Origin of the sequence: Sphaerospermopsis torques-reginae ITEP-024 (assembly GCF_019598945.1) — a bacterium.
Lineage (GTDB): Bacteria > Cyanobacteriota > Cyanobacteriia > Cyanobacteriales > Nostocaceae > Sphaerospermopsis.
The window spans coordinates 4,771,109-4,785,124 of sequence record NZ_CP080598.1 but is presented as its reverse complement, the minus strand read 5'-3'; the positions used below and the strand labels follow the sequence as shown (position 1 = coordinate 4,785,124).

The following is a 14,016-nucleotide window of genomic DNA, read 5'->3' as shown; positions in this document are numbered from 1 at the left end:
GCCCTTACTGTAGTCTAAAGACATGAAAACTGCTGTAAGTGCAGGGTTTTTCACTTGCCACCTCATAAAAGCTGGTACTTTTTGAAAGTAAAAATAGCTAAAACCCTTTACCTGTAAATTTTTCGGATTTATATGGCTAAAGCCACGCTACGCTATCAGCAAACCCGACTTATTTTAAAAGTTTCCAAGAATGAACAAGGAGGAAATTGAAGCTATGTTTGGATTAAGTGATTTAAAACAAACACGATTTGATCAAGAAGCGTTAGAAGAAGGTAGAGAAGAAGGCAGAGAAAAAGGAAAACTTAAAGCTAAATTAGAAACAATTCCTCGCTTGTTAGCATTAGATTGAAGTACAGAAAAAATCATAACTGGTTACAGCAACGAACAGTCAGGCTAGAATTACATTCAGTATTTTCCTGTTCCCACCCATGCTACCAATTATCTATTCCGATGAATTTCTAGACCACCAAACTGGACGTTATCATCCAGAAAGACCAGAACGTTTAAGTGCGGTTGTCAAGGCTTTAAAAACTGCTGACTTTGCCCAAAAAATCCACTGGTTAACCCCCACACCAGTCAAACAGGAGTTAATGTCTTGGATAAAAACCGCCCACACTGCAACATACATTCAAAAACTTAAAGATATTGCTGCTACTGGTGGTGGTTATTTAGATGGAGATACCCCAGTTTCCCCCCGCAGTTATGATGTAGCTTTATTAGCTGTAAGTGCTTGGTTAGATGGGGTGAATGAGGTTTTAAGTAGAGAAAATCCCGCCTTTGTGTTAGCACGTCCACCGGGACACCATGCAGAAAGTAATACAGGAATGGGGTTTTGCTTATTTTCTAATGCAGCGATCGCCGCTTTATATGCCTTACAACAACCAGGTATCAACCGTGTCGCCATCTTAGACTGGGATGTACATCACGGCAATGGTACTCAAGCCATAGTAGAAAATCACCCAGAAATTGTTTATTGTTCTTTACATCAATATCCTGCTTATCCTGGCACTGGGAGAAGTTCTGAAAAAGGTTTTCATAATAATGTGTTAAATTTTCCTGTACCTCCCGGTAGTGATATCAGCATTTATCAACTTTTGTGGCAATACAAAATACTACCGTTTTTAAACAACTTTCATGCAGATTTATTGATTGTTAGTGCTGGTTATGATGCTGTAGCAGATGACCCTTTAGCAAGTGTTAATTTGCAACCCGAAGATTTTGGTTTATTTACTCAATATTGTTTAGGCGTAACTAGAAAAATCTTATTTGGGTTAGAAGGTGGTTATGATTTACCATCATTATCAAAATCAGTAACTGCTACAATTCAAGCTTGTTTGTAACTAGGTGAACAGAAAAAACCGAAATATGTAACGAAAAGTAAAATATCCAAAAACCTGTTCCCTGTTCCCTGTTCCCTGTTCCCTTGTCATATAGGTTTTAACTAAATCTGGGTTAATTTCCTCAAATCTTTAGCTAGAAAATTTTGTCATGGGGTTTTGAAATAGCTAAAGTTTTGTTAAGATACTATTGCTAGGAATTAATCACCGAGATTGACCTATCAGGGTGTGAAGAAAAAAATTACACTAAATAACACTAGTAGCCGCTTAAAGTTCAGAAGGTGAACAGATGACCACCTACATTTTTTTTGACGAAGCCCTCCGAATGCTGACCAGTGCCTATCTGATCTCAGCAGTCTTGTTAATTGCAGCTTCTGGTATAGGTTTAGCAGTTATTGAAACAATTGAAAAAACAGGAGAACACTAAATTCACACCTTTGGGTGTCTTTCACCAAAGCAAAAGTTTTAATTTTTCATGTGTCTGTTCACCCTCAATGTGGGAACAGCAAACTCTTCAAGTATCATAGCGTTGCTTTCTTGACCTGGAAGTAGCACAAATTACACGCAGATCCCCAACTTCTTCCATAAGTCGGGGATCTCATGACATAATTTTAGATGAAGTTTTGTAAACTTATAGTTTTGTAAAGGTTAAACAATTCCGTTCCTGCTTATTTTTGACACTCACGACCTAAAGGTGCGGGGGTTCTTGGTTCAACGAGTCCACAAATGATTGCTCATTGGAGACGGTAAGAGGATGTTTTAAAAGTCGCTGATGGTGTATCAAATATTTATAGATCCCCCTAAATCCCCCTTGAAAAGGGGGACGTTGACTCTAGTTCCCTCCTTTTTAAGGCAGGTTAGGGGGAAATGGCTACGCCACGCTTCGCTATCATGAAGTGCCTAAAATCACGATCCAAAACTTTTCAAACACCCTCTAAGGATCATTTTAAAATAAAGCTTGAAAGCGTTCATCTTCCCGAATAGCATCAAAATCTGAGTTAGTTTTTGCCCATTCTCTAACTGTATCAGGATTCAAAATAATTGCTGTTTGTAGATTTTCAATTGCTTTTTCAATATTACCTTGTAGGGCATAAACACGAGCTTTATTGTACCAAGCTTGGTGATAATCAGGTTTAATTTCCAGTGCTTTATCGTAGGAAGATATCGCCTCTTCATACCTTCCTAAATTATAGAGGGAATTGCCCCGGTTGTACCAAGCTTCATGATCATCAGGTTTAATTTCCAGTGCTTTATCGTAGGAAGATATCGCCTCTTCATACCTTCCTAAATTATAGAGGGAATTGCCCCGGTTGTACCAAGCTTGGTGATAATCAGGTTGAAATTCCAGTGCTTTATCGTAGGAAGATATCGCCTCTTCATACCTACCTAAATTATCTAGGGAAATGCCCCGGTTGTTCCAAGCTTCATGATCATCAGGTTGAAATTCCAGTGCTTTATCGTAGGAAGATATCGCCTCTTCATACCTACCTAAATTATCTAGGGAAATGCCCCGGTTGTTCCAAGCTTCATGTTTATCAGGTTTAATTTCCAGTGCTTTATCGTAGGAAGATATCGCCTCTTCATACCTTCCTAAATTATCTAGGGAAATGCCCCGGTTGTACCAAGCTTGGTGATAATCAGGTTTAATTTCCAGTGCTTTATCGTAGGAAGATATCGCCTCTTCATACCTTCCTAAATTATCTAGGGAATTGCCCCGGTTGTACCAAGCTTGGTGATAATCAGGTTTAATTTCCAGTGCTTTATCGTAGGAAGATATCGCCTCTTCATACCTACCTAAATTACGTAGGGAAATACCCCGGTTGTACCAAGCTTGGTGATAATCAGGTTTAAATTCCAGTGCTTTGTCGAAAGAAGAAATTGCAGATTGATAATCTTGTTTAATATTTTGTAAATAACCTAATTCAAAAAACAATTCAGCTTTTTGAACATTCTCTATTTGATCATGTTCAATAATTTCTATGATTTCTAGAATTTTCTGATTTGTTGCTTCTGGAGTTAAATTTATATACTGTTCATAACTTCCTTCCTGAATAATCCGATTTAATTCTTGATCTAGCTTATCTTTATCAAGAGGAAATTCAAATAAACCAGAACGCCAATCAAAAAAATCGGGGGCGCGGTGAATAAAATATTTAATTGCAAACTGTGGTAATAAGAATACAAAACAAATTTTAAATTGATCTCTAAATCTTTCTCGCTGCTGGTTAATGTTAATTAAAATTGGTGGTACACCTTCCCAGCTATAATGATGGGTTTCTCGACTACTCCAACCTGCTAAAGTTTTGGCTTCTTCATATTTATACAATGCAGATTCTAAACCTGTAATGAATAAAATATTGATATGATTTTTGTTAGGTAATTGATCAACTTCTACATATAAATTAGTAACATTTTTATTTAATTTGAGAATTTCTATCTTTTGATCATGAATATCTGCTTTAACTTTATTAACTAATTGTTCACCACTAGCAGGAGAACAGCGAACAAATAATAAAGCAAAACCTTCTGTAAACCGCAGTGTCCGCAGAAAGGCTTGATATTCTTCGTCTTGTTCTATGGGTAAATCATTATCCCATTCACTTAGTTTTAGAGGCATTGTTTGAGAGAATTTTTTAAGAATTTTGTTCTTACAGTAGATTGTAGATCAATGAGATACAATTCAATATTGAATAATAAAACTGGGGAATCAAATTTTGCCCTGTTCCCTTTCCTTTTAGGAGAGGGTTAGAGGTTGTTTGAAAACTTTTTCGTGTGGGATCTGACACCCGCAGATCCCCCTAAATCCCCCTTGAAAAGGAGGACTTTGAGGAATTTAGCCCCCCTTTGTAAGGGGGGTTGGGGGGATCTCGATTAATTCTGATACTTTTCAAACATCCTCTTAGGGAGAGGTTAAGCATTTGGGTAAAGCTGGTTATAAGCATCCTGAAATTCTTTGATACCCTTAATCAGAGGATGAATATCATACCAAAATTTAGTTTCTCCATCAGGTTCTTGATAACGATATTCTAAAATACAGCGATTAAATAATAAACCCCGATAAAGTTGATCATTAACTATCTCCTTAGTATGATGAACCTTTGCCAGTGCTTCCCATTCATTAAAGTAAATGGTATTTTTATAGGTATTTCTTAACTCGCTAATTGACCGTTGTAAAGCCTTTTTAGAAATCGGTAAAGTATTGGTGTATTTGAGAGCTTCCTTCATTAATAATAATAAATTTCGCACATGACCACCACTCATTAAACATAAATTTTCTAAAGATTCCCTGTTGTCAAATAAATCCACAATAGATTTACTAGGGTCTATGGTAGTGAGTCGTTTTTGGAGAACTTCAATAACTTTATTAATTCCTGGTGGATAGGGTTCATTTTCAGGAGTTTGTACCATAATCATTGGTAATACTTGGGGAGTACCATATATATCTACTAATGAAGATGATCTGTCAGAATAAATTAAAGAAATTGGTACTGTATAAACTAAATGACAATCTAAAGCTTTCAGTTGTTCATTGCGATCTATAAAAATTTGATCATGGTTGCTGCGGTCTTCTCCTTGGATAACAGGAACAATTCTATCTAAATTATCAGCAATTAAAACTAATTTGTCATATCCTGAAGGTAGATTTTTTTTGACATCTTGAATAAATTCATTTAATGCCTGAGTTAAAGTAGTCGTATGGGGATTAATTAAATCGCGAATTTTGCGGCGTTCATTGGGTTCACTGCGGATTTTTGTAGTGATTTTGGCAAGTTGTGAAACCTGTGCTTCAATTGATAATTCATCTAGGTAAATTTCTGTTTGTAAGAAATCTTTTAAATCCTCAAATCGTCCTTTTAACCAATTTAATATAGCTGGTGAATTAGTTTTATCTTTAAATGCTGCTAAAATATTGCGAGTGCAAGCTAAAAGAATATCTGTATATTGAACATCCTCTGGATCAATATCTTTTTCATCTGCCGGAAAGTAGACGACAAAAAACCCTTTTTCATCTAAAAATTGTTGTAGTCTTAATAATTCTGTAGATTTTCCCGCACCACGATGACCTGCATACAGTTGACAGGTATTTCTATCAGAATATAAAATCTCTCTCCCTACTGCTTCCAAAATATCACCATCTCCCCGCACTTCCTGACAGTCAACATAAGCAGGATCTCCCGCAGGTAAAGGTTGAAAGGGATCAAAAGCGTTATATAGCCGTTTAAGAAAGTGAAAATCTGATGTCATTTTAATCATTTTAGTAGAAAATCTCACCACTTGGCGGTATTTTAACACGAAAATACTGAGATTCATATTTTGAATTACAGCTATTTTCAGGTAAATAAACCACATTTTGATTTAGGGTTTGCTGAATAAACCTAAAACCTTGATATATCAAAGGTTAGAGGCTGATAAACAGGAAAAAAGTGCAAGGGTTTTGAAGGGTATACCGGAAAAAGTGTGCATTTTTGGGGATTTCAAGAGATGGCAAAGAAATTTTCAAATCTCCTCCTGACTCCTGACTCCTGACTCCTATGCCCTCACGGAAAGACTTTCTCAGCAACCCCTATTTAGGTTTCGCGTCAACAATGTAGGGAGTGTCAATTCTGTCCTCAAAGATTGTAGGATTTGGTAATTAACTTTTATTGATGATCAGTATGTCTGTTTCGGCTACTTTATCCCAATTGGTTGAAGTTCTATCAGCCCGTCCTGTAAATTTATCTGCATCTGCATTAGCTCAAGTAAGCAAGGGTATCCAAACAGACACCAGGATTTTACAACCGGGTGAAGTGTTTTTAGCCTTACGCGGCGAAAAGTTCGATGGACACAAGTTTGTAAAAATGGCGATCGCCAAGGGTGCAATTGCCGCCATTGTAGAGTATACTAATGAAAACCCTGACATACCTATATTAGAAGTTTCCGACACCCTCAAGGCATATCAGCAAATTGCTAGATGGTGGCGGGATTCCTTTACTATTCCTGTAATTGGGGTAACAGGTTCAGTAGGTAAAACCACAACCAAGGAACTGATCGCCGCAGTTTTAGGAACTAGAGGACAAGTTCACAAAACCTATGGAAATTTCAACAATGAAATAGGTGTTCCTAAAACGTTGTTAGAACTGGGTGCAGAAGATGATTTTGCAGTCATAGAAATGGCCATGCGAGGGAGGGGACAAATTGCAGAATTAACACAAATAGCTAGGCCAAATATCGGTGTGATTACTAATGTGGGAACAGCACATATTGAGTTACTAGGTTCAGAACAAGCGATCGCAGAAGCTAAATGTGAGTTATTAGCAGAAATGCCTAGTGATAGTGTGGCAATTCTCAATTATGATAGTCCTTTATTAATGGAGACAGCAAAGAAATTTTGGCAGGGGAAAGTAATTAGTTATGGTTTTTCTGGTGGGGATATTCGCGGGAAATTACTGGATAATGAAACTATAGAAGTGGCAGGAATACGTTTACCTTTACCCTTACCTGGCCGTCATAATGCGACTAATTTTTTAGCAGCTTTAGCAGTGGCTCAGGTATTAGAAATTGATTGGCAAACCCTAAAAAATGGGGTAATTGTGAATATGCCAGGAGGGCGATCGCAACGTTTTACATTACCTAATGATATTGTGATTTTAGATGAAACTTATAACGCCGCCCCAGAAGCGATGTTAGCAGCTTTACAGTTATTAGCAGATACACCAGGAAAGCGGAAAATTGCCGTATTAGGAGCAATGAAGGAGTTAGGAGACAGATCCCCACAATTACATCAACAAGTTGGGGAACTGGTACAAAAATTGCATTTAGATGGTTTGTTGGTTTTGGTTAATAGCACAGATGCAGAAATTATTGCTGATAGTGCAAAAGGAATTCCTTGTGAATGTTTTACTACTCATAGTGATTTAGTAACCAGATTAAAGACTTATGTGCAAGCAGGCGATCGCCTATTATTTAAAGCTGCCCATTCCGTAGGATTAGATCAGGTTGTTAATCAGTTGCGATTGTCAATTGATAATTGATAATTGATAATTGATAATTTGCAAGGAGTCAGGAGTCAGGAGTCAGAATATTTGTTTGTAGTAGGAATTAACAGGAGAAAGTTTGTTCATCAATTATCAATAATGACTCAAACACTCTCATTCATTCTCAATCCTGTATTCTGTATCCTGAATCCTGACGACAATTGTTTAATTAATTGTTTAATTCCAGGTTTAAAACCTCTCCTTGATAGGAGAAAAAAAGCCAAAATTTCCTATTTCCCAATCTTCTCACTTTCACCCCAGTAAAGGTAATTATCAGATGCTTGTAGTTCTTCCTCCTGACTCCTGACTCCTGACTCCTGACTGCTTAAACTATTGAAATTATTATAAAGTATAAATTATGGTTGTTGCGACACTCCATGTAAATCCCGTCATAGGTAACGATGCTAATACTGGTTCTCGGTTGAGTCCATTAAAAAGTATTACCCGTGCCTTAAAAGCCACTACAACACCAGGAATTATTCAGTTAGCACCAGGAACTTATAACACTTCTACAGGTGAAGTTTTTCCGCTGATTATTCCTGGGGAAATTCTCATAGTAGGTAACGAATCTAACAAAGGTCAGGGAATCATCATTTCTGGCGGTGGTCAGTATCAAAGTCCTACCTTTGGTTGGCAAGATATCACATTGCTGTTGTTAGGTAATGCCAGTTTGTTAGGGGTAACAGTGATCAATCCTGTTTCTAAGGGTACTGGGATTTGGATTGAATCAACAGCACCGACTTTAGCTAATAATACATTCAGTAAATGTGGACGGGAAGGAATATTTACAACTGGTAAGGCTAAACCCGCCATTTTAGATAATGTATTTATCCAAAATGCTGCCAGTGGGTTAATGATGGCACGTTATAGCAAAGGGGAAGTGCTGCGGAATGTATTTGAAAATAACCCTGTAGGAATAGCTATTAGCGATTTTGCAGCCCCTCTAGTGGCTAATAACAAACTTGCCAATAACCGCATAGGTATAGCCCTTTCTCGTGATGCTAGTCCGGTATTACGACGAAATTTGATTTGCCAAAATACCCAAGGTGGTTTATTGGTAAATGGTAATGCTATTCCTGAGTTGGGTAAACCCGAAGATCCGGCTGATAATATTTTTCGTGATCACAAAGATTTTGATATTCAAAATTTATCATCCCAAAAAGTGATTTCTGTAGGCAATCAGTTAAATCCTGCCCAAGTTCAGGGAGTAGTAAAATTTCTCGCCGCTACAGCCGATACTCCTAGCCAAGTTATTAGTAGCAGTTTTGCAGATTTAGATGGACATTGGGCAGCGGCTTTTGTAGAAGCATTGGTGAATAAAGGTTTTATTAGTGGTTTCCCTGATGGCACATTTCGACCTGCTACACCTATTACCCGCGCTCAATATGCGGCTTTAATTACGAAAACTTTTCAACTACCTGCTAGTAATAACCTGAAGAGATTTAAAGATGTGCGAACTGATTTTTGGGCAGTTTCAGCTATTGCGAGTGCGGCTGATGCTGGTTTTTTGAGTGGCTTTCCCGATGGTACTTTTAGACCAGGGCAAAATTTAACCAAAGTACAGGCGATAGTATCAATTGTTAATGGTTTAAAATTTACAGGCAGTAATCCCAATGGGTTAAATGTGTATAGCGATCGCGCCCAAATTCCCAGTTATGCTACTAATGCAGTCACAATTGCTACTCAAAAATTGCTAATTCTTAACTACCCCCAAATAGAACTATTAGAACCATTAAGAGAAATTACCCGTGCAGAGGTAGCAGCATTAATTTATCAAGCTTTAGTTTCCAGAGGTGAGGCACAAGTTATTTCTTCTCCCTACATTGTCAAACCAGATACAGAAATTCCCTCATTTTCTGATTTGGTAGGACATTGGGCAGAAGCATATATTCGAGCTTTAGTGAGTATGAATTTAACTCAAGGTTTTGCTGATGGTAGCTACCAACCAGATAAACCCATGACTCGCGCCCAATATACGGCTTTAATCGCCGCTGCTTTTAACCCCACACCCAAACGTCCAGCAACTGAATTTACAGATGTTCCCGCCGATTTTTGGGCAGCTAAAGCCATTCAAGTGGCAGCTAGAGGTGGTTTTGTAGGCGGGTTTAGCGATCGCACTTTTCGCCCAGATCAAAATGTGCAAAGGTTACAAGTGATTGTTTCCCTAGTCAACGGACTGGGACTACCACCAGCTAATAACGATTTACTAATTTCCTACACAGATAGAAACTCTATACCTGAATATGCCAAAACAGCGATCGCAACTGCCATCCAACAAAATATTATTATTAATTATCCAGACCCCAAACTACTTACACCTACCAGAGAAGCTACACGGGCTGAAGTTGCAGCTATGCTTTATCAAGCATTAGTGGCAATTAAACGGGTTAAAGCTATTTAGTTGTTAGGAACAGGGAATAGGAACAGGGTAAAATTCATCAACTCTTGCCCTCTTGCTTGTTGCCTTGTCATAACGACACTTTTTAACACTCACCAACTTAGTGTAATGCCTAGCTTAAAACTTTCTCAGACTGGATTGCAAATTACTAAACAAGCTCGTAAAGAAAAAGGTTGGACAATTGATAATCCGCTTTGGTTAGAACAAGCCAGTCAAATTATTGAACCTAACTGTAACTGGGAAAATGCCGAAGTATTTGCAGCAGGGGTATCTTTAGCGACATGGAAACGCTTCCTTAAAGGTGATGCCATTGATGCCTCAGCATTTAAAGCATTTTGTCAGGTTTTGGGTTTAAATTGGCAAGACTTAGTGGAACGTCCTCTCAATTCTTCCATAGCTAATACAACCCAAATCCCCTATATTACCTTATTCTTTGGCAGACGTTACGAACTAGCGACACTTAGCCAAGCAATAGAACAAAGAACACCCCTGATTGTCATTACAGGAATAGGAGGTATTGGGAAAACAGCTTTAGCTGTAAAATTAGCAGAAAATAGGCGATCGCATTTTCAACAAACTCTGTGGTTTTCCTTTCACCACAACCCACCAGCAACAGATAAACCACCAGATTTAGCACCGCAAACCCTACTAATTTTTGATGGTTGGGATGCAATTTTAGGCGGTAACCGTGGGGGACAATATCGTGCAGGATATGAAATATATGCAGACTTTCTCCGCACAGTTGTCCAAACGTCTCATGATAGTTGTGTGATGATCACTAGCCGCGAAGAACCAGAGGGACTAAATCTTTTAAGTGCTGCGGGTGCGGTGATTTTTCCCCTGGGTGGACTTATGGAAGGTGCAATTGAACTTTTGCAGCATCATCAACTTACCTTTGATGCTCAACAGTGGATTACTCTAGTTAATCAATATGGTGGTAATCCCTTATTTCTGAATATGGCCGCCAATTTCATCCATGAATTATTTGCTGGAGATGTGGGAGAGTTTCTTGCTTCTGGAACATTAGTCTCTGGTGAATTTGCTCCCCTGGTAACACGATGGCTAGAACAAATTTCTCCTTTAGAAAAAATGATTATGGAGTTTTTAGCCACTAAATTACAAGGATTCACTCGTCAAGAAATACTCTTAAACCTCAAAAATAATGCTGCCAATGGCGATATTTTAGCAGCACTCTTATCTTTAAAACGACGAGCGTTGATAGAAAGAATCAAAGATGAAGAAATGGAAAGATTTTATCTACAACCCGTGATTCTTAAATGCGTACAGCGATTATTTAATTGTTAATCAAACGACAACTCAATAATTGAGCTTTTGGATAAGTTTTCTGTAGCTGAGATTGTCGTTTTAAATTTGGGCGACCGTAGGTGGATAACTGGCTAATTACTGATGGTTGTGGTGGAAGTGAGAATTTTTCTTGGCTCAAATCATCAAATAAAATTACTGTATGTAATTGGGAAGTTTGATATTTTTGAGCGTAGGTTTGTGCTACTTTCTGCCATTGTTCAGGAGGACAGTAACTTTTATCAATGAGTAAAATTGCACGTGGAGAAATTTGTGCGATCGCCACTCCCGCAATCAAAAATAATCCCCAACCCCATCCTAAAATTTTGAACAAAGAACGATTCATACATTTACAAATTATTCACAAGTTGGTGTAAGTATTCTCTGAAGAAATCAGATCCCCGACTTCTGTCCATTAGTCATAATTTATTGGACTTATCAAAAGAAGAAGTCGGGGATCGACCTTATTGATTAAACCACCTGAATCCTTACAAGTTGGTTTGCAACAGTTCGGTGAATAGTGTTTGTAGTTTTTGCGGATCGCTGGATTTCACAGTAGTTTCTCGCAACTTCGCAATTTCCTGTAATTCATTTTGATTAACTTCTCCATAACCAATGGGATAGAAGCGCACACCGCTATATTTGAGAACGTTTGTGATTTCGTTAAACCGCAATCCTGTATTCACTTCACCATCACTCAGCAGTAGCAAATAAAATCGTCCATGAGGATCAGTTTTTTGACGTTCCATTAGTTCTGATAAACCAACAATCATCCCGTCGTACATAGCGGTTCCACCATCGGCGATAAGAGAATCAGCCGCCGCCAACAAACGTTTGTGTTGTTGCGTATCAAAAGGAGCAAGGGGAAGTATTTGTTGAGGGCGATCGCTAAATGCAACTAGTCCCACATAGTTACCAGGATTAATTGACTGTGCAGCAATTCGCAGACTGTTTTTGACCGCTTGTAGGCGATCGCCTTCCATTGAACCACTGGTATCAATAACCATCATCAAGTTAACTGTCCGTCCGCCGTCTTTACGCTGTTTCCAATAAGACTGCGCCGCTTGCAGAACTGCACCATTAGGAATGGGTGGTAAAACCCGACTTTTGAACTGTTCATCCGCATTAAAGCCTTGTGCTTTGGCTAACTGCTGCATTTCTGGAGATAAAGCAAATTCACTAAATCGCCGTAAACCTTCATTTTGGGACGCAGTATTCCAACTAAACCCCACCAAAGGATTATCATTAGCTACTCCAAAGGGGATAAACACCACATCTTCAAATCCTGGCAGTTTCTTCAAAGTTTGGTAACTTTGATACTGTAGAGGAAACGCTTGTAGTTTTTGGTTGTCGCGGATAAAAATATCTTTCAATTCAAGAGTTGTCAGCGTTGTAATTAACACCTGATTTTGAAATTTATCAAATACCGAATTTACCTGTGGTGATTGTAATTCAGAGGTAGTGAGAGGTTTACCATCTTGATCATGTCCTGCACTCCGCCAAAATAAAGTGTACAGTAAATTTAAAGATGTACTGCTACTGTAAGGATTGGGATAGCCAACGGTGATTTTACCCGATAAAATGGCATCTAGTAGTTTTTCAAAGGTGACATCACCGTTTTTTGCTAGTTCTTGATGAGCTTTCCCATCCACCACAAAACCAACAAAGTCAGATACTAATTTGGGAGTAATAATTGCAGTTGTGACTCCTTGAGATGCCAAAAGTTTTAACACTAGCTGATTAGAAGGGGAAAACCCAGCCGGACGTGCTTTTTTAGCAGCTAAAATTCTTGTGGCAGTACCAGAGGGAATATTGCGAATTCCTACCTGAAGAATTTGCCCAGAACTATTAGTAATTTTTTTGGCATTAAAGGCTTCTGCAACATCCACCAGCCAACGTTCATCTTGCTTTTGAGCATTAGATTTTTCCGCCGAACCAAAAATTTCAATGTAAGCAATATTGCTATCAGTTGATGGCTTGGCACCATAGAGAGGAAAATCTTCCAGATTTGGTAAAGGTTCTGCTAATTTTTTAATACTGTAACCTTGGGCAACTGCATCAGAAATTGTAGCTTTTTCGATGCTAATTTGAGGTAATAAAGATTCTTGTACAACCCGGTAAGCACTTTCAAAAGAATCTACTTCAGGGGTGGTACAGGAGAATATTGATGTGCTAATTAAACCGCACAAAAACCAGACAAAGATGTGTTTTCGGAGTTTTCTAAAAATTTTCATGGCTATTTTTAGATGATGGAATTTTAACACGCAAAGATGAGAATATGTTTAGTGGAGGGCGGTTTTATTTGCTGTAATTATCAATTGCAAAGTTTTGGGGAGATTGATATTAGGATGAGTCTGATTGAGGTGGGAGAGTAGGATTTGATCCTGTAATTGTTGTAATTCGTCGTGTGTTTGTTGGAGGCGATCGCAACTAATTTGTAACTGTTGCTGGGCTAAGGGACGATAGGTGGAAGATTGCACTTGATTAACTGTTACTAAAGCGAAAACTACCTGCTGCGTCAGAGAGATTACGGTATACAAAGCCTCTAATAATTCGGGAATTAAACTAGGTTCTAGCTGTGCAATTTGAGTAGCGAATTGTTGAGTTGCTTCTGCCCATTGATAAGCTTGTCGCCAAGTTGTTTGAGAACTTTTATCTATCTGGGTTTCAAGTTTTTTCAAATGCGCCAGAAAAGTGTCGCGTTCTAATAGATTGTGTGTTGATTTTGGCAAAGCTTGGTTCACATTCCAAAACCAAACCGCTATCATTCCTAATGCGATCGCACCACCAACAGCAATCACTAACCGAGTCGTTCCCAATATCAACACAAAGCCAACATATCCGATAATTGCCCCAGCTACAAGCCAGTAAGTTTGTTGGTAGCGCGTCACATTCAATAAATATCCAGAAATAATGCGATTCATTTTACCCCTGCATTTAAAAACTCTCATTCTCTCTGCGTCTT

At 38.4% G+C, this 14,016-nt stretch carries 11 protein-coding genes; 6 read left to right on the top strand and 5 right to left on the bottom strand.

All coding sequences use genetic code 11. The features are described 5' to 3' along the window. Nucleotides 1–190 precede the first annotated feature (190 nt). The 3 genes from K2F26_RS22240 (at nucleotide 191) to K2F26_RS22230 (ending at nucleotide 1,764) form a co-directional block, all read left to right on the top strand. On the top strand, nucleotides 191–349 hold the full coding sequence (locus K2F26_RS22240) for a hypothetical protein (protein WP_220609526.1): 159 nt from the start codon (nucleotides 191–193) through the stop codon (nucleotides 347–349). A 79-nt stretch (nucleotides 350–428) separates the two neighbouring features. Beyond that, nucleotides 429–1,340, top strand: coding sequence for a histone deacetylase family protein (locus K2F26_RS22235; RefSeq protein WP_220609525.1), 912 nt, complete (start codon nucleotides 429–431; stop codon nucleotides 1,338–1,340). 286 nt (nucleotides 1,341–1,626) lie between these two features. After that, nucleotides 1,627–1,764, top strand: coding sequence for a hypothetical protein (locus K2F26_RS22230; RefSeq protein ID WP_187039622.1), 138 nt, complete (start codon nucleotides 1,627–1,629; stop codon nucleotides 1,762–1,764). 519 nt (nucleotides 1,765–2,283) lie between these two features. On the opposite strand, the gene K2F26_RS22225 is transcribed toward K2F26_RS22230, so the two are convergent. Beyond that, the gene (locus tag K2F26_RS22225) at nucleotides 2,284–3,954 is read right to left on the bottom strand and encodes a tetratricopeptide repeat protein (RefSeq protein ID WP_220609524.1); all 1,671 of its coding nucleotides are present in this window, start codon (nucleotides 3,952–3,954) and stop codon (nucleotides 2,284–2,286) included. Nucleotides 3,955–4,247: 293 nt separating this feature from the next. After that, nucleotides 4,248–5,582, bottom strand: a complete 1,335-nt coding sequence (locus K2F26_RS22220) for an ATP-binding protein (protein ID WP_220611986.1) — start codon at nucleotides 5,580–5,582, stop codon at nucleotides 4,248–4,250. A gap of 410 nt (nucleotides 5,583–5,992) precedes the next feature. Here K2F26_RS22220 and K2F26_RS22215 point away from each other — a divergent pair, with 410 nt between their 5' ends. The 3 genes from K2F26_RS22215 to K2F26_RS22205 all read left to right on the top strand — a co-directional run bounded on the left by K2F26_RS22215 (nucleotide 5,993) and on the right by K2F26_RS22205 (nucleotide 11,054). Beyond that, entirely contained in the window at nucleotides 5,993–7,348 is a 1,356-nt protein-coding gene (locus K2F26_RS22215; RefSeq protein ID WP_220609523.1) for a UDP-N-acetylmuramoyl-tripeptide--D-alanyl-D-alanine ligase, read from the top strand. A 361-nt stretch (nucleotides 7,349–7,709) separates the two neighbouring features. Further along, nucleotides 7,710–9,752 carry an S-layer homology domain-containing protein gene (locus K2F26_RS22210; RefSeq protein ID WP_220609522.1) on the top strand — a complete coding sequence of 681 codons (2,043 nt, stop codon included), beginning with the start codon at nucleotides 7,710–7,712 and terminating at the stop codon, nucleotides 9,750–9,752. 105 nt (nucleotides 9,753–9,857) lie between these two features. Further along, the gene (locus K2F26_RS22205) at nucleotides 9,858–11,054 is read left to right on the top strand and encodes an ATP-binding protein (RefSeq protein WP_220609521.1); all 1,197 of its coding nucleotides are present in this window, start codon (nucleotides 9,858–9,860) and stop codon (nucleotides 11,052–11,054) included. Here the strand turns inward: K2F26_RS22205 and K2F26_RS22200 are convergent. From K2F26_RS22200 to K2F26_RS22190, 3 genes are all read right to left on the bottom strand, one after another. Next, nucleotides 11,044–11,397: a hypothetical protein gene (locus tag K2F26_RS22200; protein WP_220609520.1), complete on the bottom strand. Its 354-nt coding sequence runs from the start codon at nucleotides 11,395–11,397 to the stop codon at nucleotides 11,044–11,046. The genes K2F26_RS22205 and K2F26_RS22200 overlap by 11 nt on opposite strands. Nucleotides 11,398–11,539: 142 nt before the next feature. Next, complete coding sequence (locus K2F26_RS22195; protein ID WP_220609519.1) at nucleotides 11,540–13,285, bottom strand: VWA domain-containing protein; 1,746 nt, start codon at nucleotides 13,283–13,285, stop codon at nucleotides 11,540–11,542. 48 nt (nucleotides 13,286–13,333) lie between these two features. After that, nucleotides 13,334–13,975 carry a hypothetical protein gene (locus tag K2F26_RS22190; protein WP_220609518.1) on the bottom strand — a complete coding sequence of 214 codons (642 nt, stop codon included), beginning with the start codon at nucleotides 13,973–13,975 and terminating at the stop codon, nucleotides 13,334–13,336. Nucleotides 13,976–14,016 lie beyond the last annotated feature (41 nt).